The organism is Variovorax soli (assembly GCF_031454625.1).
Classification (GTDB): Bacteria; Pseudomonadota; Gammaproteobacteria; order Burkholderiales; family Burkholderiaceae_C; genus Variovorax; species Variovorax soli_A.
The window spans coordinates 34613-60668 of sequence record NZ_JAVDRF010000015.1 but is presented as its reverse complement, the minus strand read 5'-3'; the positions used below and the strand labels follow the sequence as shown (position 1 = coordinate 60668).

Below are 26056 nucleotides of genomic sequence, written 5' to 3'. Positions count from 1 at the left end.
GCCGCGCGGCTGGAAACGTGCTCTGTACCGCAGCCGAGGGCTGAATCTGCTAGCGGCCCTGTTGTTGCATGTTGACCTTGGAAATGAGGTCCTTCATGACGCTGTTCTCTTTGTCAAGAACCCCCTGGAACTCTCGCCCGTCGGTGAATTTATAGCCAATGTTCTGCTTCTCCAATGCAGCAATCATGGCAGGGTCCTTGGCAGTGTCTGCGGCGATCTGACGCAATTTGGAGACGACGTCCGCAGGTGTCTTCTTCGACACTCCTAGGTAGCGCCAGCTGACGACGGACAAGTCGATTCCCGACTCCTTGGCAGTAGGTGCGTCCATCGCAGCCTTGCTTCGTTGGTCGGCCAGAACGAGGATGATGCGAAGCGTCCCAGCCTGAACATGTGACATGACTTCCGGGGGAGTTGCCGTGACCGCCTCGATGTGACCTCCTAGCAAGGACAGGATGGCTGGCGAAGCGCCCTGATACGGAATCGGCGCAAGTTTCGCCCCAGTCTTGTCGACGAGCGCCGCGGCGGCCAGATGACTGAGCGTTCCATTGCCGGTCGTGCCGATGCGTAGCCCATCGGGCGCGCTTTTCGCCGCTGCGAGAAACTCCCCGATTGTTTTCCAGGTCGCATCCGATCGAACGATGATCGAGACAGGATCGAAGTTCAGTTGTGCAATCGGCTCGATATCCAGGTACGAGAACTTTGCGAGACCGAGCAATGGTGTTGTCAGGACGTCGTTGGTTAAGAGGCCCAGCTTGTAGCCGTCCGCTTTGGAGTTGATGATGTCGTTCGCGGCGATCGAACCCCCGGCGCCCGGTTTGTTGACGATGACAATGGGTTGTGGCGAGTGGTTGCGACTTGCATCCGCGAAAGCCCTGCCCAGAGCATCGGTCGAGCCGCCCGCTGCGTAGGGAACCACGATTTCGATCGGTCGACTCGGGAAGCTCTGGGCGACAGCGCTGCTCAAGGCGAACGTGAGCTGCGCAGCAGCCAGGCCAATCAGGAGCGCCGGTTGACGCAGGTATTTTTTCATCAGCATTTGTATCTCCTTTGAATGTTCAATGTTTCGGCAGGGCTCATGCAATACCGCGAGTCCCATGCGGTGTGTGTGTGTCTGGTTCGCCGAACTACTTCCTTGGCATTTGCTGCCCGTCAGCGTTCATCGGGCAGCTCGGAGCGCCGACCGTTCGCGGTACTTCCGGCAGCATCTTTCCCGGGTTCATGATGCCGCGCGGGTCGAGTGCATCCTTTAGCGCGCGCATGAGCACCACTCCTTCCGCGTGCTCGGACGCGAGCTGATGGATCCGGTGCAGGCCAATGCCATGTTCGCCGGTGCAGGTGCCGCCATACTGAATAGCTCGCATCGACACCCGCTCGGCCAGGGCGTCGGCACGCGCGCGCTCGTCGGGGCTGGCGGGATCGAACACGATGCCGAGATGGAAATTGCCGTCGCCGGCGTGTCCGACCAACGGCGCCGTCAGGCCGCTGGCACGCACATCCTCGCGCGTTTCCATCACGCAGGCGACGAAGTTCGATATCGGAACGCAGGCATCCGTGCCAATCAGGGCGGAACCGGGCCTCAGCGCCAAATTGGCGTGGTAGCACTCGTGGCGTGCCTTCCAAAGTCGCGTGCGATCTTCCGGACGCTCGGCCCACGCGAAGCCGCTGCCGCCGGACTCCTCGGCGAGCGATTGCATCGTGGCGACTTGCTCGCGAACGGCCGCTGGTGATCCATGAAACTCGATGAACAGTGTTGGCAATGCCTCGAACTCGTCGAGCTTCGAGTAGCGCTTGCAGGCGTCCATCTGCACTTCGTCGAGCAGTTCGATTCGCGCCACAGGCACGCCGATCTGCAGTGCGCCGATGACCACTGAGATGGCAGATTCCAGCTCCGGGAACTGGCACACGGCTGCCTGCACCATTTCCGGCAGTCCCCACAGGCGCAGCTGCACTTCGGTGATGAAGCCCAAGATGCCTTCGCTTCCGACGAACAGGCGTGTCAGATCCAGACCGGCGGCGCTCTTGCGGGCGCGGGTACCGGTGCGCACGGTACGGCCATCGGCCGTGACGACCGTCAGGCCTAGCACGGCGTCGCCCATCGTGCCGTAGCGCACCGCTGCCGTGCCCGATGCGCGTGTCGATGCCATGCCGCCGAGGGACGCATTCGCGCCAGGGTCGATCGGGAAGAACAGCCCCTGCGCGCGCACGTGCGCGTTGAGCTCTTCGCGCGTCACGCCGGCCTGCACCCGGCAATCAAGCGCATCCGCGTCGACCTCGAGGATCGCGTTCATTCTCGACAGATCCACGCAGACTCCCCCATGCACGGCAACAACGTGGCCCTCGAGCGAGGTACCGGTGCCGAACGGAATCATCGGTACCTGCGCGTCGAAGCAGGTGCGCGCCACGAAAGCGACGTCTTCGTTGGTGAGCGCAAAGACCACCGCATCGGGCGGCGCAGAGTCTGGCACCCCTTCACCGTGGCCATGCTGCTCGCGCACCGCGCCGGACGTGCTGAGGCGATCGCCAAACCGCTCGCGCAACCGCGGCAACAAGGCCAGCACATCGCGGGCGATCTCATCGCGTGACTTTGGGAAATTCATTGCCTAGGCCGGTTGGATCTGTCGCACGTGGTTGTCGTGGCTGGGAACTCGGAACTAGAGTGCGTCAACCATGCGCAGCAGCGCCACCATGCCGGGGTCGTCCATGCCGATCGTCTTGTCGGCGAACATGCGGGCGCGGCCGATGCGGTTGGGCTTGTCGCGAAAGGCGTCGAGCGCGGTACGCGCCGCGTCGCTGGCCACGCGGCGGGCTTCGGCGCCTTCGGGCGATGCGGCAAGCGCCGTGTGGATGGCATGCAGGCCGTCGAGCACTGTCTTGTCTCCCAGGTTTGCCCCGCCGCGCGCCGAGAGCGTCGTCACCACTTCGGCCAGCAGCGCCGCGAGCTGCGGATGGTCGAGCAATGTCACGCCGGCGCAGCGCTTGGCGCTGGTCATGAGGGCCACGGTCAGCAAGGTGCCAAAGCTTGATCCCGATGCCCTGGCCGAAGCCTGCGCACAGCGTTTGAAGATGCCTTCCAGGGTATCGGGCATCTCGGGCAGGGCCTCTTCGATCAGCGTGGCGCACTTGTCGAGCGTGGCGCCGAGGTCGGCGTCGCCAAGGCGGCCGTCGAGCTCGTTGAGCTCAGGCGCAGCGGCGCGTACACCCGCGCACCAGCGGGGCAGCGCGGCCGAGAGGGTGGCAGCGTCCAGCATCAGCGCACGCTCCAGAAGGGGCAGTCCGCCGGGGCCGCAAGCAGAGCCTCCAGTTCGGCGTCGAGCTTCATCACGCTGAGCGACGCGCCGGCCATCTCCATCGAGGTGGCGTAGCGGCCGATCAGGGGGCGCACGATGGTTACGGCCTGGTCCGCGAGGGTGGCCGCCACGCGGCGGAAAAGGATGTAGAGCTCTTCCGCGGGTGTCGCCCCCAGGCTGTTGACCAGCACGGCAACACGATCGCCGCGCGCCAGCGCAAGTTCCGGCAGCACGTGCGCAAGCATCTCGTCGGCCAGCGCATCGGCCGATTTGAGAGCCCCGCGCCAGATGCCCGGCTCGCCATGGATGCCCATGCCGAATTCGACTTCCCCTTCCCCGATCGCAAAGGAAGCCTTGCCGGATTCCGGCACCACGCAGGGCGAGAGCGCCACGCCGATGGAACGGCACGCGTCGTTGGCCTTGCGCGCCAGCGCCGCCACCGCCTCCAGGTTCGCGCCGCCCGCTGCCTTGGCGCCGGCGACCTTGTAGACGAGCACGAGTCCGGCCACCCCGCGGCGCTTCTCCCGCTGTGCGGCGGGCGCACTCGCCACGTCGTCGGCGACACGGACCGATGCGACCGACATGCCATCGAGTTCGAGCATCTCGGCTGCCATGTCGAAGTTCATGCGGTCGCCGCCGTAGTTGCCGTAGAGTTGCAGCACGCCGGCGCCGCCATCGGCCGCGCGCATCGCCTCGATGCAGTCGTCCATGCGCGGGCCGGCAAAGACGTTGCCCACGGCGCAGCTGTCGAGCAGGCCGTCGCCGACGTAGCCGAGGAAGACGGGCAGATGGCCCGAGCCGCCGCCGGTGACGATGCCCACTTTTCCAGGCACGGCGCCGCTGCTGCGCGCCACCACGCGGCCGCCTTCTCCGCGGCGCTGCAACTCGGGGTGGGCCAGGCACAGGCCGTCGAGCATTTCGTCGACGTAGGCGTTCGGGTCGTTCAGGATCTTTTTCACGATGCTTTGTCCATTGCGTTGAGGTCGCGCGCAGTCCGGCGACGGCCGTGCCATCGCCGGCTTGTGCTCGGCGACGCCCGTGCGCTTGGGCCGGATCAGTCGACCTTCAGGCGGCCATCCTTGGTGGCTTGCGAGGCCAGTGCGTACTCGGCGTCGAGCAAGCGTGCGAATTCCTGCGGCGTGCTGGAGTAGGCGACGCTGCCGAGTTCGCGGGCGCTGTTCACCGTCTGCGGATCCTTCACGGCTTGTGCAAGCGCCGCGGCGAGCTTGTCCTGCACCGCCTTGGGCGTCCCGCTGGGCGCAAGCACCCCGACGTAGGTTGTGCCATCGATCTCGCCGAAGCCGAGCTCCGCGACGGTCTGGACGCCGGGCAGCGATGGATCTTGCGTCGGCCCCAGCACCGCGAGCGGCTGAAGCGCGCCGCCCTTGATGTGCTGCAGCGAACTGCTGACCTGGTCGAAGTGCACATCGACCTGTCCGCCGATCAGGTCGATCAGTGCAGGACCCGAGCCCTTGTAGCTAACGATCGTGAACTTGGTCTTGAGCAGAGTCTCGAGCTGCAGCAATGCGAGGTGGTTGGGCGTGCCCGGCCCGGAATGCGCAGCGATCAGCTTGCCCTCGCCGGAACGCGCGTAGGCGGCGAGTTCCTTGAAGTTCTTGAACCTGGGTTCGTTCTTGCGCGCGAGCAACACCATCGAGCCCTTGTTCACCAGGCCGAGTGGCGCAAAGTTCGACCGGCTGTAGCTTGTCTTGACCATTTCCGGAACCGTGACCACCACGCCGGCTCCGCAAAGCAGCAGGGTGTATCCGTCCGGGGCGGCGCGAGCGACCTGCATTGCGCCGATCGAGCCGCCGGCGCCCGCTCGGTTGTCGACGATCACCGACTGCCCCAGCACCTTGCCGAGCGCTACCGCCACTGTTCGCGCCACGATGTCGGTGTTGCCGCCCGGCGCAAAGGGGACGACGATCGTCACCGGCTTGCTGGGAAACTCCTGGGCCCATGCGGGGGCTGTCAATGCGCTGCCCGCAGCGGCAAGCGTTCCGAGCTTCAGAAGCTCGCGACGTCGGATATTCATGATTCGTATGTCTCCTCGGATGAAGCTAGGTGTCAAATGTCAAAGCGCAGCACGTCGTCGAGCGCGGCCTTGATCCTGGCAAGCTGGGCGTCGCTGGTGGGCGGCATCGGTGCCCGTGGCAGGCCGGCGTTGCAGCCTTGCAGCGTGATGGAGGTCTTCAGGTTCGCAGGCAGGTTGTCCGCGACGATTGCGTTCCAGAAGGCCAGCATGGATTTGTGCATCTCCAGCGCCTTCACATGGTCGCCGGCCTGCACCGTGTTCCACAGGTTCACGCACACGCCCGGCAGTGCCGCCGGCGTTGCGGCGATCGTGCCGTGCGCGCCCAGGGCGAACGACGAATACAGCAACGCATCCACGGCCGAATAGACCTTGCAGCCCGCGGGCACGCCGAGCAGCAGATCGGCCATCAGCTTGAGGTCGCCCTGGCTTTGCTTGATGCCCTGCACGCCGGGCAGATCCTGCATGAGGCGGATCATCTGCGCCGGATTCAGATAGTTCCACGGCACGACGTTGTAGATGATGACGGGAATGTCGACCGCCTCGGTCAGCGCCTTGAAGTGGCGGTAGGTGGCGTCTTCATCCGGCTTGAACAGATAGTGAACCGGGGTAACCTGCAGCGCCGCAATAGGAAGGTGCGAGATCGCCTTGGCACGGTTGATCGCATCGCGCGTGCTGTTCGAAATGATGCCGGCGACGATCGGCACGGCCCCCGCCACCTCTTCCGCGGTGATTTCCAGCAGGCGTTTGAATTCGTCGATGGTCAGCGTGTGGCCCTCGCCGCTGCTGCCGCCGGGGCAGACGCCATGCACCTTCTTGTCGAGGTTGAAGCGGATGACCTTGCGATAGGCCGCTTCGTCGATGTCGCCGTTGGCGGTGAAAGGAGTGACAAGGGGAGGGATGACGCCGGTCAGTTCAAGACTCATGAAAGTGGCTCCGTTTTGCAGTTTGGGGGAAGAGCGCAACCACGATCGCGCCGCGGAGCGGACTATAAACCGGCTGACATGTCAGCGCAAGCGCGGTGACAATGTTGAAGCGTTCAGCGCGGTTCTTCTAATCTGTCAGCTGCCGCACCGGTCGTCCTGGCGTAGAGTCGTGCCTCATCCGAGCGAACAATTCGCCGGGAAGGATCTTGATGAATGCGACAAAGAAAAAGCCCGTGCCTGCGCCACCTGCCGTGTCGCAGCGCACCCTGGCCTACGAGAGCTTCCGGCGGCAGATCCTGAGCGCAAAGATTCGCCCGGGGCAGTTCGTGTCGCAGCGCGAACTCACCCGGCTGCTCGACCTGCCGCTGGGCGCCATCCGCGAGATGATTCCCCGGCTGGAGGCCGCCCGGCTGATCGTGACCGTGCCAAAGCGGGGCTTGCAGATCGCGCCGGTGGACCTGAAGCTGATCCGCAACGCATTTCAGGTGCGCAGCATGGTGGAGCGGGAGGCAGTACGCCACTTCCTGCGTTCGGCATCGGACGAAGAACTGGCGCGAATCGAAGAGAAACACCGCGCGATCCTCGAGCGCGCCAACTCGGCCCAACCCGACCCGACGCTGGACGAAGATGCGCAGACGGTGGATTGGGGCCTGCACGACACGATGGTCGACAGCATCGGCAATGAGATCCTGTCCGAGATCTACCGGGTGAACAGTTTGCATGTGAGGCTCATACGCCTCGATGCCGGCCTGGTTCGGCCGATGCGCATCGTTCCGGCGATGGAGGAGCACTTGGCTTTCATCGCCGCGCTGAGGGCGCGCGACGAGGACAAGGCAATCGAATCCATCAGCGAGCACATCGAGCGCTCCAGGGCGCGTGTTCTTGATGCAATGCTTGGGTCGGATCAATCAGGTTCGATGAAGACGAGTACAGCCTCCGCCTAGCGTCCGCCCAGGGCGCAGCATAGGAATGCCGCACGGAGCCCACCTGCGACTTCCTTCGGCGCGGCCCTGCTCGAGCGCGTGAATCGTGAAGCACCCGGGATGCGCTTGCCTCGGACTTTGCGCCCTTGAGGTCTGCTCCGGTGCAGAAGGCGCGCTCGCCAGCGCCTCGAATCAGCACGCAGCGCTGGTTGGAGTCGTCCCGGATCTGTGCCAGGCGCTCTCTCAGCGCTTCCAGGGTCGGAACGTCGAGCGCGTTGAGCGCCTGCGGGCGATCCAGGGTGAGCATCGCCACCCCTTCGATGGATTGGTACTGGAGTGACATGCTGGTCTCCGATTGCTGGCTTGGAGCCTGGGCTCAGACGCTTGGCGTTTGCCCGCGCTCGCTCAGCCTGGAGTTCGGCCCGAAGCCCTCAGGCCTGCCTGCGCATCGCGAAGCAAGCGCCCGCAACCAGTATGAAGGCCCCGATGATGACCTTCTGCCAGGTGCTCGGGACGCCCGCCAGAATCAGCACGTTGTTGATCAGCGTGACCAGCACCACGCCGAGCAGCGTGCCGCCCACGGTGCCGCTGCCGCCCGTGATGCGCGCGCCGCCGAGGATCACGGCGGCGATCACGTCCAGTTCGTTGCCCACCAGGTCGAAAGGGTTGGCCAGCCGCGTGCTCGACACGTGCACGATGCCGGCCAGGCCCGACAGGAAGCCCGCGTAGGCGAACACGAAGACGTGCACCGTGCGCAGGTTGTAGCCCAGCCGCTCGGCAATCGCCAGGCTGCCGCCGATGGCGTACACCGCGCGGCCGATCAGCGTGCGGTTCAGCAGCCACCAGGTCAGCACCGCCGCGCCGGCCAGCACCAGCACGGTGGCCGGCAGCACCGCGTGCAGGCCCTGCGGCGTGTCGAAACGCCAGAGCGCGAGCTTGCCAAAGGCGTCCATCGGCTGTGGCACGTTCATGAAGAACACCGTGCCGACGAAGGTCAGCAGGATGCCGCGGTACAGGTACTGCGTGCCGATGGTCACGATCAGCGAGGGCGCCTTGAGCCAGTGCACCAGCAGGCCGTTGAGCACGCCGAGCAGGGCACCGCTCACCGCGCCCGCCACCAGCAGCAGTGCAATCGGCGCTTCCGGAAAGTAGTTGAGCACGAGCTTGGTGATGCTGTACATCGTGAGTGCGGCAATCGCTGCGAACGACACGTCGATGCCGCCCGCGGCCAGCACGATCAGCACGCCGAGCGCGAACAGGCCCAGCACCGTGCAGGCGCGCACGATGTCGAACAGCACCGGCAACTGGAAGAAACTGGGGTTGATCACGCCCACCACCAGGCTCACCAGCACGATCAGCGCCAGCGTGAAGACCGAGGGGCGCTGCGCGAGCCAGTGGCGCCAGGACGTGCGGGCCCGGGGCTCGGGCGCCGCGGGCACGGCGGTGGTGTGCGCTTGCATGGTGGAAGCGGTCATGGGAGTGCGGGGAAAGGGGTGTCGGAAACCAGCGCGCGGTACAGCTCGCTCTCGGCCAGCCCTGTCGCGTCAAAGTCGCGGGCGATGCGGCCCTTGCGCATCAGCAGGATGCGGTCGCAGTTCTGCAGCAGCTCCTGCAGGTCGTCGCTGACCAGGATTACACCCAGCCCCTGTTCGGCCAGCCGCTGCACGATGCGGTAGATGGTGTCTTTCGAGCCGACGTCCACGCCCACGGTGGGGCCGTGCAGTATCAACACCCGCGGATCGATGGCGAGCCAGCGCCCGATCAGCACGCGCTGCTGGTTGCCGCCCGAGAGCGACTGCACCGGCCGGTCCACGTCGGGCGTGGCGATCTGCAGGTTGGCAACCGTACGTTCGGCCAGCGCCTGGCACTGGCGCGCATCGAGCGCGCCGAAGCGCCCGCGCAGACGGCTGAGCACGGCCGTGACGATGTTGTCGCGGATCGGCTTGTCCAGAAAGAGGCCTTCGCTGAGCCGGTCTTCGGGCACATAGCCGATACCCTGGCGGATGCCGTCGGCCGGCGTCTTCAGCGTGATCTCCTTCGATGCGAGCGAGATGCGGCCACGGTCCGCGGCCTGCACGCCCGCAAGCGCCATCGCCAGCTCGTTGCGCCCCGAGTCCAGCAGCCCGGTGATGCCCAGGATTTCGCCCTTGTGCAGCGTGAAGCCCGCGTCGCTGAACTGCGTACCGCGGCCAAGCGCCTCGACCTTCAGCAGCGTGTCGCCCTCGTGCGAGCGGTGGCGCAAGCGCGCACCGTCGAGCTGCTTGCCGGTCATCCAGTGCGAGAGCCCGGCTTTGGTGAAGTCCTTGATCGGACCCTGCGCGACCTTGGTGCCGTCGCGGAATACGATGGCCTGGCCGCCCATGGCCATGCACTCGTCGAGCTTGTGGCTCACGAACAGCACCGCCACGCCCTGCGCGCACAGGGCCTCGACCACGTGCACGAGATTGTCCACCTCCTTCTGCGTGAGCGAGGTGGTGGGCTCGTCCATGATGACCATGCGCGCGCGCGTGGCCACGGCGCGTGCAATGGCCACCAGCTGGCGCGTGGCAATCGGCAGTTCGTCGACGCGGCGCGCCAGGAAGGCGGCATCCGTCGGCAGCTTCAGCGTTTTCAGTGCCCGCACGGCCGTGGCCGCCACCGCCTTGCGGTCGAAGCGGCGCGCCAGCTTGCCGCCGGTCTTCACCAGCTGCTCGCTGAGCGCGACGTTTTCGGCCACGTTCATGTTCGGCAACAGGGACAGGTCCTGGTAGACCGTCTCGATGCCGAGCGTGAGCGCCTCCAGCGGCGACAGCGCATCGTGCGGCGTGCCGTCGATCACGATGCGGCCCTGGCTCGGCGGCTGTGCACCGGAGATGATCTTGATCAGCGTGCTCTTGCCGCAGCCGTTCTCGCCGAGCAGGTGGTAGATCTCGCCGGTCTCGATGGTCAGGTCGATGCCGCGCAGCGCGTGCACGCCCGCGAAGCGCTTGTGCACGTCCTGCACTTCGAGGAAGACGCGGCGTCCCGCCGGCGCGGCCGGGAAGTGCGGGACGGGCGTGGAGAGCGCTCCAAGGGTCATGGTTCGCAGGCTCAGAAGGCGTACTTCTTGTAGTTCTGCTTGTCGACCTCGACCCAGGCCTGGCCCGTGACGACGATGCCCGCGCCCGGCCCCTTCTTGACCGAGACCTTGTTGTAGCCCGGCACGCCCATGTCCGCGCCGTCGGTGATGGTCTTGCCGTCGATCAGCATCTTGGCTGCCCTGTTCATGACCAGACCGGCGTCCTTCGGGTCCCAGAAAGCGATGCCGCCCACTGCGCCCGACTCGAGGAACTTGGCCGCCTCGCTCGGCAGGCCCGTGCCGAACACGCAGACCTTGCCCTGCAGGCCGGCTTCTTCCACGGCGCGGCCGATGCCCAGCACGTCGAGCGAGGACGAGCCCTGGAAGCCCTTCAGGTCGGGGTGCTTGCGCAGCATTTCCTTGGCCTTGCCGTAGGCCTTCTCGGCGTCGTTGAGCGATTCGTTCTTGGCATCGACCAGCGTCATCTTCGGGTACTTCTTCGCGTTCGAGGCGCCGCCGTCGGCCCATTGCACCTGCGACTGGCTGCCCAGAGAACCGACCAGCGAGGTCCACTTGCCCTGCTGGCCCATGCAGGCCGCGAGGCGCTCGTTGATGCGCGCGCCGTAGGCCGTGTTGTCGAAGGCTTCGATGTCGACCATGGTGTTCTTCTGGTTGTCGGCTTCGTGCGTCACGACCTTGATGCCGCGCTCCATTGCGCGCTTGAGCACAGGCTCCAGCGTGGGCGGGTCCATCGAAACGACCGCGATGGCGTCGACCTTCCGGGCCACCAGGTCTTCCACCAGGCGCTGCTGCTGCGCGGCGTCCGACTGGGCCGGGCCGATCTGGCGCGTGGTCACGCCCGGCGTGCTTGCACCGAATTCCTTCACGCCGACTTCCATGCGATTGAACCAGCTGATGCCGGTGATCTTGACCACGGTGACGATGTCCTGCGGCTTGCCTTGCGCATGCAGCGCCGAGGCGAAAGCCACGGCGGTGAGTGCGAGTGCGGTGCAGGCGATCCTGGTTTTCTTCAGCATTTCTTTGTCTCCTAGCCCTCGGGATTTCTTTGCGTCACGCCAGGAGGGAGCTGGTGCGGCGGTGCGCTGGAGCGCGTGGTGGAAAGAAAGACGCGTAAGTCCTGCAGGCCGAATCGCCCGTACGCCAGGAAGAACAGCAGCAACAGGCCCCAGGCGCAGTCGCGGAAGAAGTTGGAAATGCCCAGCAGGTTGAAGGTGCTGGACAGCAGCTGCAGCGCCACCGCAGAGAAGAACAGGCACACCATGCGTCCGTAGCCGCCTTGCGGCCGCACGCCCGCCATCACCGTGATGAGGATGGCGATCAGCAGGTAGGAGTTGCCGTAGTCCGACTTCACGCTCGCGGTGCGCGCGGCGATGATCACGCCCGCCACGGCGGCGAGAAATCCGCACAGCGCATAGGTCGCGATCAGCATGCGGGCCTGCGAGATGCCGGCGTAGCGTGCCGCCTTGGCGTTGGTGCCGAGCAGGTACAGGCGGATGCCGAAGGGGCTCTGCCGCAGCAGCCAGCCGACGGCCAGCAGCATCACGAGGAAGATCACGAACGGAATCGGCACGCCCAGCACCATCTCGTTGCCGATGGCGGAAAGGGCCTCGGCATTGCCCACGCGCAGGCTGGAGCCGCCCGTGAGCACCACGGCCAGGCCGGTGTAGAGCAGCTGCGTGCCCAGCGTGCAGAGGATGGGCGTGAGGCCTGCCTTTGCGATGAGCAGCCCGTTGAGCAGCCCGCCGGCCAGGCCCACCGCCAGCGCGATGGCGGCGAACCAGCCGGTGTAGAGCCAGGGCGACGCATCGGGCGGGGCCAACTGCGGTGCGAGCGTGGCGGCCACCACGCCCGCGAGATTGGCCAGTGCCACGCCCGAAAGGTCGATGCCGCCGTTGCCCGAGATCATCGACAGCGCCACGCCCATGGCCAGCAGGCCCAGCTCGGGCAGCTGGCCGCCCATGGACTGGAAGTTGTAGACGTCGAGAAAGTCGCCCTTGGAGAGCACCGTCGCCACCACGAGGATGAGGACGTTGATGCCGACCAGGAAGTTGAGTTCGCGGTCCGAGAACGTGAGCTTCATGAAGAGACTCCTGTCAGGCGGTACAGCCCAGCAGCGCGTCGATCTCGGCGCGCGTGGGCATCGAGGGCGCCGTGCCGGCACGCGTCACCGAAATGGCCGCGACCGCCGCGCCGAAACGCGCCGCCTCGCGAGCGGTGGCGCCTTCGGCCAGCGCCGCCGCAAAGCCACCGTTGAAGGCGTCGCCCGCACCGGCGGTTTCCTTCACCGCGCCGGCGTGGAATACCGGAATGTGCTCGGAGCCGCCGGCGCTGTGCAGCAGGGCGCCCTTGTCGCCCAGCGTGATGAGCGCGCAACCCACGCCCTTGGCGAGAAAGAAGTCACCCGCGCGGCGTGCGTCCTCGAGCGTTTCGACGGGCATGCTGCTCAGGGCCGCGGCCTCGTGCTCGTTGGGCGTGATGTAGTCGCACAGCGCATAGAGCGCGTCGTCGAAGGGCAGGGCGGGCGCGGGATTGAACACCGTGACCGTGCCCGCTTCGCGCGCAATCTCCAGTCCGCGCCGTGCGGCAGCGGCCGGCTGCTCGAGCTGGGTGACGAACACGCGCGCGCCGCGGATCGCATCGGCGGCCGCATCCACGTCGGCCGCATCGATCAGCGCGGCCGCGCCCGGCACCACGATGATGGCGTTGTCGCCGGTGACTTCGTGCACGTAGATGAACGCGGCGCCGGTCGGCTGCGCCGTCACCTGCGGCGCGCGCGGCGTGATGCCTTCGCGCGACCACAGGGCGAGCGCATCGTTGCCGAAGGCATCCTGCCCCAGCTTGGAGATGAACGTCACCCTGGCACCGGCGCGCGCGGCCGCCACGGCCTGGTTCGATCCCTTGCCGCCCGGGCCCATTGCGAAGCCCGAGCCGGCGATGGTCTGACCCACGCGCGGAAGGCTGGACGCGCGGAACGCGAGGTCGGCAACGAAGATGCCGAGGACGGCCATGCCGTGCTGCCTGGAAGTGACGACACTCATGGGGTCAGTCCTGCGGCGCGAGCACGCCCTTTTTGAAGATGAAGCAGCCGTAGAAGCGGCGCTCGCCGGTGGCGATCACGCAGTAGGCGCGGCGCGCGGCTTCATAGAAGGCGAAGCGTTCGATCGAAGCCAGCGGGCGAACGCGCCCCTCGGCGGCGTCGATCTCGCGCTGCATTTCCTGCTGCACCGGCGGAATCTCGCTCGGCTGGCCCATGATTTCCATGCGGCGTGCCGGCTCATCAACCGCCTCGTCGAGCGGCAGCACCGACAGGATGGCGCGCGCCGCCTCGGTGGTGCCGACGCCGTCGATGCGCAGCAGCCGTCCCAGCGTGGTCTGGCGCGCGACCGAGTCGGCCGGAAAGTTGGCGTCGCACAGCACCAGCTCGTCGCCATGGCCCATGGCGCGCAAGGCGTACAGCACGTCGGCATTGAGCAGCGGATGGATGGACTTCAGCATGCGTACTCCTGGGATGGGGAACAGTTCGGTTGGCCGCGATCTTAGGGAAGGAAAACGTTTGCGCAAACGTTTGCTATTTGGGGATTTCCCTTGGTTGCCAAGGTTCCGGCGGGTTGGCCCAATCTCATTCGCCATAGGGAATCCAGATGTTCTTGACCTGCGTGGCATGCCGCAGGAACAGCGGGCCTTCGGCGGCCGCCCCGTCGTGCCAGTCAGTGGCCAGGCCGTGATCGACCAGCGTGCGCTTGAGGTTGCCGATCGACAGCCGCTCGGCAATGCGCGAAAGATCCTTCGCGCCGAAAGCCCACAGCGCGTCGACGTCGTCGTGCTCGGCCAGCGTCTGCGCAAGGCCGGCCGCGGGGCCGGTCACGAGGTTGACCGCGCCGGCGGGCAGGTCGGAGGTTTCGAGCACCTGGTAGAAGTCGGTCGCGATCAGCGGGTGCCTCTCGCTCGGCACGACCACCGTGCGGTTGCCCATGGCGAGTAGCGGCGCGAGCAGGCTCACGAAGGACAGCAGCGGCGCCTCGTCGGGGCACACCACGCCGACCACGCCGATGGCCTCGACGGTGGCCAGCGCCACGCCGCGCAGCGGCGGCACGTGCACCGTGCCTTCGTATTTGTCGGCCCACGCGCCGTAGGCGAAGAGGCGGCTCACGGCGGCGTCGACTTCGGCCTGCGCGGCACACGCTGCGATGCCGGTCAGGCTCGTGAGGCGCGCGGCGAATTCGCCCGAGCGCGCCGAGAGGTTTTCGGCCAGGTAGTAGAGCGCCTGGGCGCGGCGGTGCGGCGTGGCACTCGACCAGCCCGCGGCGGCGCGTGCGGCGGCCACGGCGTTGCGGATGTCCTTGCGGTTGCCGGCTCCCACCTCGCCGAGCCGGTGGCCGGCGGCGGAGAACACCGGCTGCGACTGCTCGCCATCGGGGCGCACCTGCTTGCCGCCGATGAACAGCTTGGCCGTGCGGTCGATGGTCGGAAGCGCGCCAGTGGCTGAGGCCTTATCGGCCTCGTCTGCCGCTGGAGCAGGCGCTGCTGCCGAACGCGGCTTGCGCCCGGCCCATGCGCGCGGCTTCAGGTATTCGTAGCAGCCTTCGCGTCCGCCTTCGCGGCCGTAGCCCGATTCGCGGTAGCCGCCGAAGCCCACGCCCGCATCGAACAGGTTGGTCGCGTTGACCCACACCACGCCGGCCTGCAGCTGCGGCGCAACGCCCAGCGCAAGGCCGATGGTCTCGCTCCACACGCTGGCCGCGAGTCCGTAGCGCGTGTTGTTGGCCAGTGCCACGGCCTCGTCGGGTGTGCGGAAGGTCATGGCCACCAGCACCGGCCCGAAGATCTCTTCGGTCGTGACGGTGGACGCCGGATGCACGCCCGTCAGCAGCGTGGGTGGAAAGAAGCTGCCGCCCGCCGGCAGCGCGCCCGGCGGCTGGTAGCAGGCCGCGCCTTCGCGCACGCCCGTGGCCACCAGCGAACGCACGCGCTCGAGCTGCGAGGGGTCGATCAAACTACCGATGTCGATCGCCTTGTCCAGCGGCAGGCCCACGCGCAGGCTCTGCATGCGGCGCTTGAGGCGTTCGATGAAGTCGGCCGCGATACCTTCCTGCAGCAGCAGCCGCGAGCCGGCGCAGCACACCTGGCCCTGGTTGAACCAGATGGCATCGACCACGCCTTCCACCGCGGCATCGATGTCGGCGTCGTCGAACACGATGAAGGGCGACTTGCCGCCCAGCTCCAGCGTGAGCGACTTGCCCGAGCCCGCGGTGGCCTCGCGGATCAGGCGGCCCACGTCGGTCGAGCCGGTGAAGGCGATCTTGTCGACGCCTTCGTGCGCCACCAGCGCCGCACCCGTGGCGCCGTCGCCGGTCACCACGTTCAGCACGCCCGCGGGCAGGCCGGCCTCTGCGGCGAGCTCGGCGAACAGCAGCGCGCTGAGCGGCGTGAACTCCGCAGGCTTGAGCACCACCGTGTTGCCCAGCGCGAGCGCGGGTGCGATCTTCCAGGCCAGCATCAGCAGCGGGAAGTTCCACGGAATGATCTGCCCGATCACGCCCAGCGGCACCTGGTCGGCGAACTCGCGCTCCTGCAGCTGGGCCCAGCCCGCGTGGTGATAGAAGTGGCGCACCACCAGCGGCACGTCGAGGTCGCGCGTCTCGCGGATCGGCTTGCCGTTGTCCAGCGCCTCGATCACCGCAAGCAGCCGCGCATGGCGCTGCACCATGCGCGCCAGGGCGTACAAGTGCCGTGCCCGGCCATGGCCGCCGAGCGCCATCCAGGCGGCCTGCGCGCCGCGCGCCGCGGCAACGGCGGCGTCCACGTCCTGCGCCGATCCTTGTGCGATGCGGGCGAGCCGCTGGCCGGTGGCCGGCTCGGCGGTATCGAAATGCGCGCTGGCCGAAGCGGCGGTGAAGCGCCCTCCGATGAAGTGGCCGAAGCCCTCCGCATGGCGCGAGAGCCATTGGCGGGCGTCGGTGTCGCTCTCTGGCGCGGGGCCGTAGTCCATGGTGTCGAAATAGCGTGCGACGCTGCTGTTGCTGCTCATCGGGTCATCCGATCGGGTGGCGGTGGAAGGCCGAATAGCGGCCCGTGACGTGGTGCTCCAGCTGGCGCTCGATGTCGGCCAGCAGGGTGGAGGCGCCGATGCGGAACAGCTCGGGCTCGAGCCAGGCGCGGCCCAGTTCTTCCTTCATGAGCACCTGGTAGTCGAGCGCGGTCTTGGCGGTGGAGACACCGCCGGCCGGCTTGTAGCCCACGCGAAAACCCGTGCGGGCTTCGTACGCGCGGATCATGCGCAGCATCACCAGCGTGACCAGCGGCGTGGCGTTCACGCCTTCCTTGCCGGTGGAGGTCTTGATGAAATCGGCGCCGGCCATCATGCAGACCATCGAGGCCTTGGCCACGTTGCGCAGCGTCTTGAGTTCGCCCGTCGCGAGAATGGCCTTCACATGCGCATCGCCCGCGGCAAGGCGAAAATCGCGCATCTCGTCGTAGAGCCTGCGCCACTGGCCGGTGAGCACGTGTTCGCGCGTGATGACGATGTCGATCTCGGCCGCGCCGTCGCGCACCGAGGCCTCGATCTCCTTCAACTTGAGCTCGTGCGGAATCAGCCCGGCCGGAAAGCCCGTGGACACCGCCGCCACCGGAATGCCGGAGCCGGCGAGCGCATCGACGGCCGTGGCCACGAAGCGGTGATAGACGCAGACCGCGCCGGTATGCAGCGTGCGGTCCGCAAAGCCCAGCGCGGCCAGCAGGTCGGGGCGCACCGGGGTCACGGCCTTGGCGCACAGCCTGCGCACGCGCTCGGCCGTGTCGTCGCCGTTGAGCGTGGTCAGGTCGATGCAGCTGATGGCCTTGAGCAGCCAGCCGGCCTGCGCATCCTTCTTGACGGAGCGGCGCCCGGGCAGGGTGGCCACGCGGCGTTCGGCGGCCGAGAGGTTGATGCGGATGCTGTCGAACCAGCCGGCATCGAAGGGCTGCGCGGTGTTGCGTGCGATGGCGTGCGGCTTGTTGTCAGGCGCCGTCGCGTCGGCGTCGGTGGCAGCCGGGGGCGATGCCGCCCGGACGGCCGAAGAAACGGGGCGCGCGCGCACCGCGCCGCTGGCCCGGACGAGGGAAGTGGAATTCATGGCGTGAAGGGCAGCGGGGCGCGCAAGCGCCGCATGAACGGCAGGTGGGCAATGGGCATGTCTTTGTCTCGGATCGTTTTGCATGCCGTCGTACAAGGCCGTCGGCGTCCTGGCATCAATGTTATTTCAATAACATTTAATCGCGCAAGATGTTTTTCAGATAACATTTCTGATGCCCGATACTCCGGCTTGTGGATCAGAGGAACCCGAACATGCGAAAGACCGCCGGCGCCGAGGCCCGGGCCTTGCGCCTTGCCAAGATGCAGGAGCTTGTCGAGGCCGGCGGACCGCTGCCGATCAAGCTGGCCGCCCAACGGCTGGACGTGACCGAAATGACGATCCGCCGCGACCTGTCGGCGGCCATTTCGCCGCTCACCGCTCTTGGCGGCTACGTGCTCGCGGCCGCGCTGCCGGGCGGCGACCGGTACTCGCTCGACGAGGCCAGCGACCAGCATGCGGCGCACAAGCGCGTGGCCTGCCAGCGCGCCGCCGAATGGGTGCAGGCGCACGACAGCCTGTTCATCGACTGCGGCACCACCATGGTCCATTTCGCGGAAGCCCTGCCGCCCGACATGCCGCTGAGCGTGGTGTGTTACTCCACGAACATCGCATCCATCCTGGGCCGCCGCCCGAACACGCAGTTGATGCTGATGGGCGGGCTGTACCACGCATCGTCGGCCACCTTCTTTTCCGACGAGGGGCTGCAATATCTCAATCGATTGGGCGTGAACAAGGCTTTCATTTCAGCCGGTGGACTGGACCTCGAGCGGGGCGCGAGCTGCTCCAATTTCCACGAGGTGCCGGTGAAGCAGGCAGCGATCCGCAGCGCGTCGGAGAGCTTCCTGATCGTGGATGAAAGCAAGCTCAATCGCCTGCGGCCCGCCTTCTTCAGTCCGCTCGATGCGTTTGCGCGCATCGTGGTGGGCGGGGCGCCCGCGCCGGGTTTGCGCAGGCAGTTCAAGGATCTGCCGATCGAGTTTGCGCGGCCTCCGGCGGCTTGAATCAAGTGCTTCCCTGCGCGCAGGGGCGGGCATGCCGGCCGCGTTCTCCCTGACACGCCATCGGTTCAGCCGCGCCCGGCCTGTTTCGGCGATGCGGCAACCAGTTCGACCATCCGCTTGCCGAGTACCGATGGCGCGAAGCCCTCGTGCACGAGCGCGAAGATGCCCAGCAACGGACTGCCGGCGATGGGCCGGAAGTCCAGGTCGTCGCTGCGATAGGCGCGCGCCCGCGGCTCGGCGCAAGCCGCATCCGCGCAAATTCGAATCAGTCGGCGGCCGGCAACGCAGATTCCTCCGTCCACCGCGCATGCGAGGCGCTCAGGTGATGCAGCATGGCCGCCACCGCGGCCTGCGGGTCCCGCGCTTCGAGCGCGCGGTAGATCGCCTCGTGCTCGGCGAAGGCCGCCTTCCACGCATATGAATTCTCGGTGCGCTCGCTCATGCGCGAAGAGATCGGGCTGTGCCGTCCATCGAACAGTTCCCCGACCAGCCGCACGAGCACCGAGTTGCCCGTCATCTCGGCGATGGCGATATGGAAGCGCCGGTCATTCTCGATCTGCGCGCGGCCGTTCAGGCCGTCCTGGCGCATGCTTTCGAGCGAGGCCTTCACGCGCTCCAGGTGCTGCGGGTTCACGCGGGCCGAGGCCAGCGTGACGACAGAGCCTTCGAGCATCGCGCGCGCCTGGATCATTTCCGACGGGCTTTCGCCCACCGCCGGCGTGGCGCGCTCCGGCGCGTCAGGCGACGCGCAGACATACACGCCCGACCCCATCCGTATCTCGATGCGCCCGTCGATCTCCAGGGCGATCAGCGCTTCGCGCAGCGAAGGCCGCGACACCCCCAGCTGCAAGGCCAGCTCCCGCTCGGGCGGCAAGCGCGCGCCGACGGGCAGGTTGCCGTTGCGGATGACCGCCCGGATCTGGTCCGCGATCTGCTGGTAGAGCCGGCGGGTGTCGCCGGGTTTGGTGGAGGGAAGCATGAAAGGAGCAGGGCCGTCGATCTGGTCATGCCAGTTTGCCATCCTCCATGTAGTGATTGCTACTAATGAGCAAAATTTTGCGGGAAAACCCGCAAAGGGTTTGTTCCGGTGGGGCCATTTTTGACGCTGTGGCAAAGTGGCCTCGCCAAATTGGTAAGGCCAAAAGAGACGGAGCATGAGACAGCGCATCGACTCGCATCAGCATTTCTGGCGGCCCGCGCGCGGCGACTACGCGTGGCTGCGCGCCGATGTACCCGCCCTGGCGCCGCTGGTGCGCGACTTTCTGCCCGAGCATCTCGAGCCCCTGCTGCAAGCCCATGGCGTGGAGCGGACGGTGCTGATGCAGGCCGCCGATTCGGAGGCCGAGACCGGCTTCATGCTCGAGCTGGCCAGCGCGCACGAGGTGGTTGGCGGTGTGGTCGGCTGGGTCGACCTGGGCAGCCCCGATGCCGTCGCCTCGCTCGAACGCATGGCGCGGCACCCCAAGTTCAAGGGCGTGCGGCCGATGCTGCAAGACCTGCCCGACGACGACTGGATCGCCCGCATGCCGCGCGCCGATGCCATCGAGGCGCTCATCCGCCTGGGCCTGCGCTTCGATGCGCTGGTGAAGCCGCGGCACCTGCCTTCGCTGCTGCGCTTCCTGAAAGACTGGCCGCAATTGCCCGTGGTGATCGACCATGCCGCCAAGCCGCCCGTGGGCGCGCACGGCAGCGAGGCCTTCGCGGCCTGGCGCAAGGACATGGCCGCGCTCGCCGCGCTGCCGCAGGTGTGCTGCAAGTTCTCCGGGCTCTGGGGCGAGGCGCCGCAGGCGGCGCACCACGACGTGGATGTGGCGGTGCGCGCCGTGCGCCCGGTGTGGGAACCGCTGCTCGAGAGCTTCGGCCCCGCGCGCCTCATGTGGGGCAGCGACTGGCCGGTGCTCACCTTGGCCGGCGACTACGCGGGCTGGATCGCGCTCAGCGAGGCCTGCATCGGCGGCCTGTCGGCCAGCGAGCAGTCGCACCTCTGGCGCGGCACCGCGCAACGCTTCTACGGCCTTCCAACGGACTGAACGCGCCATGCCACCCATCGTCACCATCCGCGACCTCTGCAAGTCCTTTGCCGGCGTGCGCGCGCTCGACACGGCGCAGTTCGACCTGCTGCCCGGCGAGGTGCATGCGCTGATGGGCGAGAACGGCGCGGGCAAGTCCACCCTCATGAAGGTGCTGGCCGGCGTCTACAGCAAGGACTCCGGCGAAGTACGGATCGACGGCCAGCCCGTCGACATCGCAAGCCCGCGCGCGGCACAGGCGCTGGGCATCGGGATCATCCATCAGGAGCTGAACCTGATGAATCACCTGAGCGCCGCGCAGAACATCTTCATCGGCCGCGAGCCGCGCGGGCGCTTCGGCCTCTTCATCGACGAAGACGCGATGCGCACCGAGGCCGAGCGCATCTTTGCGCGCATGAACCTGCGGCTCGACCCGCACACGCCGGTCGGAGAGCTCACAGTGGCCAGGCAGCAGATGGTGGAGATCGCCAAGGCGCTCTCGTTCGACTCGCGCGTACTCATCATGGACGAGCCCACCGCCGCGCTCAACAACGAGGAGGTGGCCGACCTGTTCCGCATCATCGGCCAGCTCAAGTCGCAGGGCGTGGCCATCGTCTACATCTCGCACAAGATGGATGAATTGAAGCGCATCGCCGACCGCGTGACCGTGATGCGCGACGGCCAGTACATCGCCACCGTGCCGATGGCCGGCACGCCGATGGACTCGCTGATCGCGATGATGGTGGGCCGCCAGCTCACCGAGGTGGAGAACGACTTTCCCGACACCCCCTCGGGCCACGAGGTCGTGCTCGAGGCCCGTGGCATCACGCGCGGCGGGGTGGTGCGCGACGCCAGCTTCGTGCTGCGCAGGGGCGAGATCCTGGGCTTTGCGGGGCTCATGGGCGCGGGCCGCACCGAGCTCGCGCGCGCGGTGTTCGGCGCCGACGCCATCGACGCCGGCGAGGTCTTCGTGCGCGGCAGGAAGGTGTCGATCAAATCGCCTGAGGATGCCGTGCGACACGGCATCGGCTACCTCTCCGAAGACCGCAAGCACTTCGGCCTGGCCACCGGCATGGACGTTGAAACCAACATCGCACTGCCGAGCATGAAGAAGTTCCTGTCGATGGGCGTCTTCATCGACCAGGCCGCCATCGAGGCCGCGGGCGAGCGCTACGTGAAGCAGCTCGGCATCAAGACGCCCTCGGTGCGCCAGCAGGTGCGGCTGCTCTCGGGCGGCAACCAGCAGAAGATCGTGATCGCCAAGTGGCTGCTGCGCGACTGCAGCGTGCTCTTCTTCGACGAGCCCACGCGCGGCATCGACGTGGGCGCCAAGGCCGAGATCTATCGCCTGCTCAACGAACTGGCGGCCGAGGGCAAGGCCATCGTGATCATCTCTTCGGAGCTGCCCGAGATATTGCGCATGAGCCACCGCGTGCTGGTGATGTGCGAAGGCCGCATCACCGGCGAACTCGCGGGGCGTGAAGCCTCGCAGGAAAAGATCATGCAGCTCGCCACCCGGCGTGAAAGCGCCGCTGCTGCTGCCGCCACCGCCTGACGACTGGAGACAACGCCTTGACGACCCCTACCGCCACCACCGCCGCCGCCGCACCGGGCTTCTCGCTGAAGGCGCGGCTCTTTCGCCCCGCCACGCGGCAGAAGCTGCTGGCCTTTGCCAGCCTGATCGCGCTGCTGGTGTTCTTCAGCTTCGCGTCGCCGCAGTTCCTGCAGACCGACAACCTCGTGAGCATCCTGCAGTCGACCGCGGTGAACGGCGTGCTGGCCATTGCCTGCACCTTCGTCATCATCACCGCGGGCATCGATCTTTCGGTGGGCACGCTGATGACCTTCTGCGCGGTCATGGCCGGCGTGGTGCTCACCTACATGGGCATGCCGCTCGCGCTGGGCATCGCGGCGGCGATCTTCTTCGGTGCACTGGCCGGGTTCGTGTCGGGCGTGCTGATCGCCAAGCTCAAGATCCCACCCTTCATTGCCACGCTGGGCATGATGATGCTGCTCAAGGGCCTGTCGCTCGTGATCTCGGGCACCAAGCCGATCTACTTCAACGACACGCCGGACTTCCCGGCCATCTCGCAGGATTCGCTGATCGGCTACTTCATTCCGTCGCTGCCGATTCCCAACGCGGTGCTGATCCTCTTCCTGGTGGCGGTGGCCGCGAGCATCGTGCTCAACAAGACCATTCTCGGGCGCTACACATTTGCGCTCGGCAGCAACGAGGAGGCCGTGCGCCTGTCGGGCGTGAACACCGACTTCTGGAAGATCGTGGTGTACACGGTGAGCGGCGGCATCTGCGGCATTGCGGGCCTCTTGATTGCCTCGCGCCTGAACTCCGCGCAGCCGGCGCTGGGACAGGGGTACGAACTCGATGCGATCGCGGCCGTGGTCATCGGCGGCACCTCGCTCAGCGGCGGCACCGGCACCATCGTGGGCACGATCATCGGCGCCTTCATCATGAGCGTGCTGACCAACGGCCTGCGCATTCTCTCGGTCGCGCAGGAATGGCAGACGGTGGTCACGGGCGTGATCATCATCCTGGCCGTGTACGCGGACATCCTGCGCCGCCGCAGCAGCAGCGCGCATTGAGCCTTTTCCACAACCCAAGGAGACTTCGCATGATCCAAAGAAGAGCAGCCACCACCGCGCTGGCCGCGGCCCTCGTCGGCCTGCCGGCCTTCGCCCAGGCGCAGCAGGAGATCTACATTCCGCTCGTGTCCAAGGGCTTCCAGCACCAGTTCTGGCAGGCCGTGAAGTCCGGTGCCGAGCAAGCCGCCAAGGATCTGAAGGTGAAGGTCACGTTCGAGGGGCCCGAGACCGAGGCGATGGTCGACAAGCAGATCGACATGCTCTCCGCCGCACTCGCCAAGAAGCCGCAGGCCATCGGCTTTGCCGCGCTCGACAGCCAGGCCGCCATTCCGCTGCTGAAGAAGGCGCAGGCCGCGAAGATTCCCGTAGTGGCCTTTGACTCGGGCGTGGACAGCGACATTCCCGTGACCACCACCACGACCGACAACAAGGCCGCCGCCGCGCTGGCTGCCGACAAGATGGCCGAGATGATCGGCAAGTCGGGCGAGGTCGCGCTGGTGGTGCACGACCAGACCAGCCGCACCGGGGTGGACCGGCGCGACGGCTTCGTGAACCGCATCAAGTCGGCCTACCCGAACATCAAGATCGTGAGCGTGCAGTACGGCGGCGGTGACCAGCTGAAGTCGACCGAGATCACCAAGTCGATCCTGCAGGCCTCGCCCAACCTCAAGGGCATCTTCGGCGCCAACGAGGGCTCGGCCATCGGCGTGGTCAACGGCGTGAAGGAGATGAAGCGCGGCGGCAAGGTCGTGATCATCGGCTACGACTCCGGCAAGCAGCAGAAGAACGCGATCATGGACGGCAGCATGGCCGGCGCCATCACGCAGAACCCCGTGGGCATGGGCTACAAGACGGTGGAGATGGCGGTGAAGGCGATCAAGGGCGAGAAGCTGCCCAAGGTGGTGGATACGGGCTTCTTCTGGTACGACAAGACCAACATCGCAGACCCGAAGATCGCATCGGTTCTGTACGACTGATTTTTTGCAGAAGACCCGCTCATGACCATCGTCCGATCCATGCGCGTGCTGGACGTGCGCTTTCCCACTTCGCAGCAGCTCGACGGCTCCGACGCGATGAACCCCGACCCGGACTACTCTGCGGCATACGTCGTGCTGGAGACCGACCAGCCGGGACTCGAAGGGCACGGCCTGACCTTCACCATCGGCCGCGGCAACGAGATCTGCTGCGCGGCCATCGAGGCGATGCGCCACCTGGTCGTCGGGCTCGACCTGCAGTGGGTGGCCGAGGACATGGGCCGCTTCTGGCGCCACGTCACGTCCGACAGCCAGCTGCGCTGGATCGGTCCCGACAAGGGCGCGATCCACCTCGCGACCGGCGCGGTGGTCAATGCGATGTGGGACCTGTGGGCCAAGTCCGAAAGCAAGCCGGTGTGGCAGCTGGTGGCGGACATGAGCCCCGAAGCGCTGGTGCGCTGCATCGACTTCCGCTACATCACGGACTGCATCACGCCCGAGGAGGCGCTCGCGATGCTGCAGGATGCGGCCGCCAGCAAGGCCGAGCGCATCGCCACGCTGAAGGCCGAAGGCTACCCCTGCTACACCACCTCGGCCGGCTGGCTCGGCTACTCCGACGAGAAGCTGCGGCGGCTCGCGCAGGAGGCGGTCGATGCGGGCTTCAACCACCTCAAGCTCAAGGTGGGGCGCGACCTTGCGGACGACATCCGCCGGTTGACCGTGGCGCGCGAAGTGCTCGGGCCCGATCGCCACCTGATGATCGACGCCAACCAGGTCTGGGAGGTCGGTCAGGCCATCGATTGGGTGCGGCAGCTGGCCTTCGCCAAGCCCTGGTTCATCGAGGAACCGACGAGCCCCGACGACGTCGAAGGCCATCGCAAGATCCGCGAAGGCATCGCGCCGGCGGTGAAGGTGGCGACGGGCGAGATGTGCCAGAACCGCATCATGTTCAAGCAGTTCATCATGCGCGGCGCCATCGACGTGGTGCAGATCGATGCGTGCCGCCTCGGCGGCGTGAACGAGATCCTCGCGGTGATGCTGATGGCCGCGAAGTACAAGCTGCCGGTGTGTCCGCACGCCGGGGGCGTGGGCCTGTGCGAGTACGTGCAGCACCTGTCGATGATCGACTACCTGTGCATCGCCGGCACGCGCGAGGGCCGGGTGGTCGAGTATGTGGACCACCTGCATGAACACTTCGCCGAACCCTGCCTGATCCGCGGCGCGGCCTACATGCCGCCGGCGGGTGCCGGCTTCTCGATCACGATGAAGCCCGAGTCGCTCGAGCGCTACCGCTTCCGCGGGCAGATGGATCAATAGGGAAAGGCAGCGTGCGCTCATGGACCTGAATCTGAAGGACAAGGTGGTGCTCGTCACCGGCGGCGGCAGCGGCATCGGCGCGGCCATTTCGCTCACCCTCGCGCGCGAAGGCGCGGTGCCGGTGATCTGCGGGAAGAACCCGCTGGATGCGGCGTTCGAGCAGGAGCTGCGCGCGCTGCAGCCGCGGGCGCGTTTTCTCCAGTTCGATCTGATGGAAGAGGCCGCCTGCGGCAAGGCCGTCGAGAGCACCGCCGCGGCGTTCGGGCGCATCGACGGGCTGGTCAACAACGCGGGCGTGAACGACAGCGTGGGGCTCGAAGCGGGGCGCGAGGCGTTCATCGCATCGCTGGAGCGGAACCTCGTCCACTACTATGTGATGGCGCATTTCTGCCTGCCGCACCTGAAGGCCAGCCGCGGCGCGATCGTCAACATCTCTTCGAAGACGGCCCTCACGGGGCAGGGCAACACCAGCGGCTACACCGCGGCCAAGGGCGCGCAGCTGTCGCTGACGCGCGAGTGGGCGGCTTCCTTGCTGGAAGATGGCGTGCGCGTCAACGCGGTGATCCCCGCCGAGGTGATGACGCCGCTCTATCAGCGCTGGATCTCGGCCTTCGACGAACCCGACCGCAAGCTCGCGGCCATCACCGACAAGATTCCGCTCGGCCGCCGCATGACCACGCCGCAGGAGATTTCGAACACCGCGGTGTTCCTGCTCTCCGAGCGGGCCTCGCACACAACGGGGCAGTGGGTGTTCGTGGATGGCGGCTACACGCACCTGGACCGGGCGCTGACCTGATCTCTCGCTCTTCCCTTCAT

General features: G+C 66.9%; 24 protein-coding genes. 8 read left to right on the top strand and 16 right to left on the bottom strand.

What is annotated here, in order from left to right:
* Nucleotides 1–49: 49 nt before the first annotated feature.
* The 6 genes from J2739_RS25100 to J2739_RS25075 all read right to left on the bottom strand — a co-directional run bounded on the left by J2739_RS25100 (nt 50) and on the right by J2739_RS25075 (nt 6245).
* A complete protein-coding gene (locus J2739_RS25100; RefSeq protein WP_309906780.1) occupies nt 50–1036 on the bottom strand; it encodes a Bug family tripartite tricarboxylate transporter substrate binding protein in 987 nt (328 codons plus the stop codon).
* 88 nt (nt 1037–1124) lie between these two features.
* Nucleotides 1125–2597, bottom strand: coding sequence for an FAD-binding oxidoreductase (locus J2739_RS25095; RefSeq protein ID WP_309906778.1), 1473 nt, complete (start codon nt 2595–2597; stop codon nt 1125–1127).
* A gap of 54 nt (nt 2598–2651) precedes the next feature.
* Nucleotides 2652–3248 (bottom strand): DAK2 domain-containing protein, encoded by a 597-nt coding sequence (locus tag J2739_RS25090; protein ID WP_309906775.1) that lies wholly within the window; start codon nt 3246–3248, stop codon nt 2652–2654.
* Nucleotides 3248–4246 carry a dihydroxyacetone kinase subunit DhaK gene (locus J2739_RS25085; RefSeq protein ID WP_309906773.1) on the bottom strand — a complete coding sequence of 333 codons (999 nt, stop codon included), beginning with the start codon at nt 4244–4246 and terminating at the stop codon, nt 3248–3250. Before J2739_RS25085 ends, J2739_RS25090 begins: the two co-directional genes overlap by 1 nt.
* A 95-nt stretch (nt 4247–4341) precedes the next feature.
* A complete protein-coding gene (locus J2739_RS25080) occupies nt 4342–5322 on the bottom strand; it encodes a Bug family tripartite tricarboxylate transporter substrate binding protein (RefSeq protein WP_309906771.1) in 981 nt (326 codons plus the stop codon).
* A 32-nt stretch (nt 5323–5354) separates the two neighbouring features.
* Nucleotides 5355–6245, bottom strand: coding sequence for a dihydrodipicolinate synthase family protein (locus J2739_RS25075; protein ID WP_309906768.1), 891 nt, complete (start codon nt 6243–6245; stop codon nt 5355–5357).
* A gap of 209 nt (nt 6246–6454) precedes the next feature.
* Between J2739_RS25075 and J2739_RS25070 the strand changes: the two genes are divergently transcribed.
* The gene (locus tag J2739_RS25070) at nt 6455–7189 is read left to right on the top strand and encodes a GntR family transcriptional regulator (protein WP_309906765.1); all 735 of its coding nucleotides are present in this window, start codon (nt 6455–6457) and stop codon (nt 7187–7189) included.
* On the opposite strand, the gene J2739_RS27930 is transcribed toward J2739_RS25070, so the two are convergent.
* The 9 genes from J2739_RS27930 to deoC all read right to left on the bottom strand — a co-directional run bounded on the left by J2739_RS27930 (nt 7092) and on the right by deoC (nt 17338).
* Nucleotides 7092–7475: an enoyl-CoA hydratase/isomerase family protein gene (locus J2739_RS27930; RefSeq protein ID WP_405053949.1), complete on the bottom strand. Its 384-nt coding sequence runs from the start codon at nt 7473–7475 to the stop codon at nt 7092–7094. The genes J2739_RS25070 and J2739_RS27930 overlap by 98 nt on opposite strands.
* 124 nt (nt 7476–7599) lie before the next feature.
* Complete coding sequence (locus J2739_RS25065; RefSeq protein WP_309906763.1) at nt 7600–8643, bottom strand: ABC transporter permease; 1044 nt, start codon at nt 8641–8643, stop codon at nt 7600–7602.
* Nucleotides 8640–10226: a sugar ABC transporter ATP-binding protein gene (locus tag J2739_RS25060; protein WP_309906761.1), complete on the bottom strand. Its 1587-nt coding sequence runs from the start codon at nt 10224–10226 to the stop codon at nt 8640–8642. The genes J2739_RS25065 and J2739_RS25060 overlap by 4 nt, the downstream gene beginning before the upstream one ends.
* 11 nt (nt 10227–10237) lie before the next feature.
* Nucleotides 10238–11242, bottom strand: coding sequence for a substrate-binding domain-containing protein (locus J2739_RS25055; RefSeq protein WP_309906759.1), 1005 nt, complete (start codon nt 11240–11242; stop codon nt 10238–10240).
* An 11-nt stretch (nt 11243–11253) separates the two neighbouring features.
* Nucleotides 11254–12306: an ABC transporter permease gene (locus J2739_RS25050; protein ID WP_309906757.1), complete on the bottom strand. Its 1053-nt coding sequence runs from the start codon at nt 12304–12306 to the stop codon at nt 11254–11256.
* A gap of 13 nt (nt 12307–12319) precedes the next feature.
* Nucleotides 12320–13264, bottom strand: a complete 945-nt coding sequence (gene rbsK / locus J2739_RS25045) for a ribokinase (protein ID WP_309906756.1) — start codon at nt 13262–13264, stop codon at nt 12320–12322.
* Nucleotides 13265–13268: 4 nt separating this feature from the next.
* On the bottom strand, nt 13269–13721 hold the full coding sequence (locus J2739_RS25040) for an RbsD/FucU family protein (protein ID WP_309906754.1): 453 nt from the start codon (nt 13719–13721) through the stop codon (nt 13269–13271).
* A 124-nt stretch (nt 13722–13845) separates the two neighbouring features.
* Nucleotides 13846–16254, bottom strand: coding sequence for an aldehyde dehydrogenase family protein (locus J2739_RS25035; protein ID WP_309906752.1), 2409 nt, complete (start codon nt 16252–16254; stop codon nt 13846–13848).
* Between the two features lie 4 nt (nt 16255–16258).
* Complete coding sequence (gene deoC / locus J2739_RS25030) at nt 16259–17338, bottom strand: deoxyribose-phosphate aldolase (RefSeq protein WP_309906750.1); 1080 nt, start codon at nt 17336–17338, stop codon at nt 16259–16261.
* 212 nt (nt 17339–17550) lie between these two features.
* Between deoC and J2739_RS25025 the strand changes: the two genes are divergently transcribed.
* Nucleotides 17551–18339: a DeoR/GlpR family DNA-binding transcription regulator gene (locus tag J2739_RS25025; protein WP_309906748.1), complete on the top strand. Its 789-nt coding sequence runs from the start codon at nt 17551–17553 to the stop codon at nt 18337–18339.
* A gap of 265 nt (nt 18340–18604) precedes the next feature.
* Here J2739_RS25025 and J2739_RS25020 read toward each other — a convergent pair whose 3' ends face one another.
* The gene (locus J2739_RS25020) at nt 18605–19318 is read right to left on the bottom strand and encodes a FadR/GntR family transcriptional regulator (protein ID WP_309906747.1); all 714 of its coding nucleotides are present in this window, start codon (nt 19316–19318) and stop codon (nt 18605–18607) included.
* A gap of 175 nt (nt 19319–19493) precedes the next feature.
* On the opposite strand from J2739_RS25020, the gene J2739_RS25015 reads away from it, so the two are divergent.
* Genes J2739_RS25015 through J2739_RS24990 form a run of 6 tightly spaced genes read left to right on the top strand, consistent with a single transcriptional unit; the run spans nt 19494 to nt 26036 of the window.
* Nucleotides 19494–20369: an amidohydrolase family protein gene (locus J2739_RS25015; protein WP_309906744.1), complete on the top strand. Its 876-nt coding sequence runs from the start codon at nt 19494–19496 to the stop codon at nt 20367–20369.
* A gap of 7 nt (nt 20370–20376) precedes the next feature.
* On the top strand, nt 20377–21903 hold the full coding sequence (locus J2739_RS25010; RefSeq protein WP_309906742.1) for a sugar ABC transporter ATP-binding protein: 1527 nt from the start codon (nt 20377–20379) through the stop codon (nt 21901–21903).
* Between the two features lie 17 nt (nt 21904–21920).
* A complete protein-coding gene (locus tag J2739_RS25005; protein ID WP_309906740.1) occupies nt 21921–22949 on the top strand; it encodes an ABC transporter permease in 1029 nt (342 codons plus the stop codon).
* Between the two features lie 29 nt (nt 22950–22978).
* Entirely contained in the window at nt 22979–23926 is a 948-nt protein-coding gene (locus tag J2739_RS25000; protein ID WP_309906739.1) for an ABC transporter substrate-binding protein, read from the top strand.
* Nucleotides 23927–23947: 21 nt separating this feature from the next.
* Nucleotides 23948–25240, top strand: coding sequence for an L-fuconate dehydratase (locus J2739_RS24995; protein WP_309906737.1), 1293 nt, complete (start codon nt 23948–23950; stop codon nt 25238–25240).
* A 19-nt stretch (nt 25241–25259) separates the two neighbouring features.
* On the top strand, nt 25260–26036 hold the full coding sequence (locus tag J2739_RS24990) for an SDR family oxidoreductase (RefSeq protein ID WP_309906736.1): 777 nt from the start codon (nt 25260–25262) through the stop codon (nt 26034–26036).
* Nucleotides 26037–26056: the final 20 nt, after the last annotated feature.

Excerpts from the sequence above, each read along its gene's own strand:
- J2739_RS25100 (WP_309906780.1), bottom strand. The coding sequence starts at position 1,036 with ATGCTGATGAAAAAATACCTGCGTCAACCGGCGCTCCTGATTGGCCTG.
- J2739_RS25095 (WP_309906778.1), bottom strand. The coding sequence starts at position 2,597 with ATGAATTTCCCAAAGTCACGCGATGAGATCGCCCGCGATGTGCTGGCC.
- J2739_RS25090 (WP_309906775.1), bottom strand. The coding sequence starts at position 3,248 with ATGCTGGACGCTGCCACCCTCTCGGCCGCGCTGCCCCGCTGGTGCGCG.
- J2739_RS25080 (WP_309906771.1), bottom strand. The coding sequence starts at position 5,322 with ATGAATATCCGACGTCGCGAGCTTCTGAAGCTCGGAACGCTTGCCGCT.
- J2739_RS25075 (WP_309906768.1), bottom strand. The coding sequence starts at position 6,245 with ATGAGTCTTGAACTGACCGGCGTCATCCCTCCCCTTGTCACTCCTTTC.
- J2739_RS25070 (WP_309906765.1), top strand. The coding sequence starts at position 6,455 with ATGAATGCGACAAAGAAAAAGCCCGTGCCTGCGCCACCTGCCGTGTCG.
- J2739_RS27930 (WP_405053949.1), bottom strand. The coding sequence starts at position 7,475 with ATGCTCACCCTGGATCGCCCGCAGGCGCTCAACGCGCTCGACGTTCCG.
- J2739_RS25065 (WP_309906763.1), bottom strand. The coding sequence starts at position 8,643 with ATGACCGCTTCCACCATGCAAGCGCACACCACCGCCGTGCCCGCGGCG.
- J2739_RS25060 (WP_309906761.1), bottom strand. The coding sequence starts at position 10,226 with ATGACCCTTGGAGCGCTCTCCACGCCCGTCCCGCACTTCCCGGCCGCG.
- J2739_RS25055 (WP_309906759.1), bottom strand. The coding sequence starts at position 11,242 with ATGCTGAAGAAAACCAGGATCGCCTGCACCGCACTCGCACTCACCGCC.
- J2739_RS25050 (WP_309906757.1), bottom strand. The coding sequence starts at position 12,306 with ATGAAGCTCACGTTCTCGGACCGCGAACTCAACTTCCTGGTCGGCATC.
- rbsK (WP_309906756.1), bottom strand. The coding sequence starts at position 13,264 with ATGAGTGTCGTCACTTCCAGGCAGCACGGCATGGCCGTCCTCGGCATC.
- J2739_RS25040 (WP_309906754.1), bottom strand. The coding sequence starts at position 13,721 with ATGCTGAAGTCCATCCATCCGCTGCTCAATGCCGACGTGCTGTACGCC.
- J2739_RS25035 (WP_309906752.1), bottom strand. The coding sequence starts at position 16,254 with ATGAGCAGCAACAGCAGCGTCGCACGCTATTTCGACACCATGGACTAC.
- deoC (WP_309906750.1), bottom strand. The coding sequence starts at position 17,338 with ATGAATTCCACTTCCCTCGTCCGGGCCAGCGGCGCGGTGCGCGCGCGC.
- J2739_RS25025 (WP_309906748.1), top strand. The coding sequence starts at position 17,551 with ATGCGAAAGACCGCCGGCGCCGAGGCCCGGGCCTTGCGCCTTGCCAAG.
- J2739_RS25020 (WP_309906747.1), bottom strand. The coding sequence starts at position 19,318 with ATGCTTCCCTCCACCAAACCCGGCGACACCCGCCGGCTCTACCAGCAG.
- J2739_RS25015 (WP_309906744.1), top strand. The coding sequence starts at position 19,494 with ATGAGACAGCGCATCGACTCGCATCAGCATTTCTGGCGGCCCGCGCGC.
- J2739_RS25010 (WP_309906742.1), top strand. The coding sequence starts at position 20,377 with ATGCCACCCATCGTCACCATCCGCGACCTCTGCAAGTCCTTTGCCGGC.
- J2739_RS25000 (WP_309906739.1), top strand. The coding sequence starts at position 22,979 with ATGATCCAAAGAAGAGCAGCCACCACCGCGCTGGCCGCGGCCCTCGTC.
- J2739_RS24995 (WP_309906737.1), top strand. The coding sequence starts at position 23,948 with ATGACCATCGTCCGATCCATGCGCGTGCTGGACGTGCGCTTTCCCACT.
- J2739_RS24990 (WP_309906736.1), top strand. The coding sequence starts at position 25,260 with ATGGACCTGAATCTGAAGGACAAGGTGGTGCTCGTCACCGGCGGCGGC.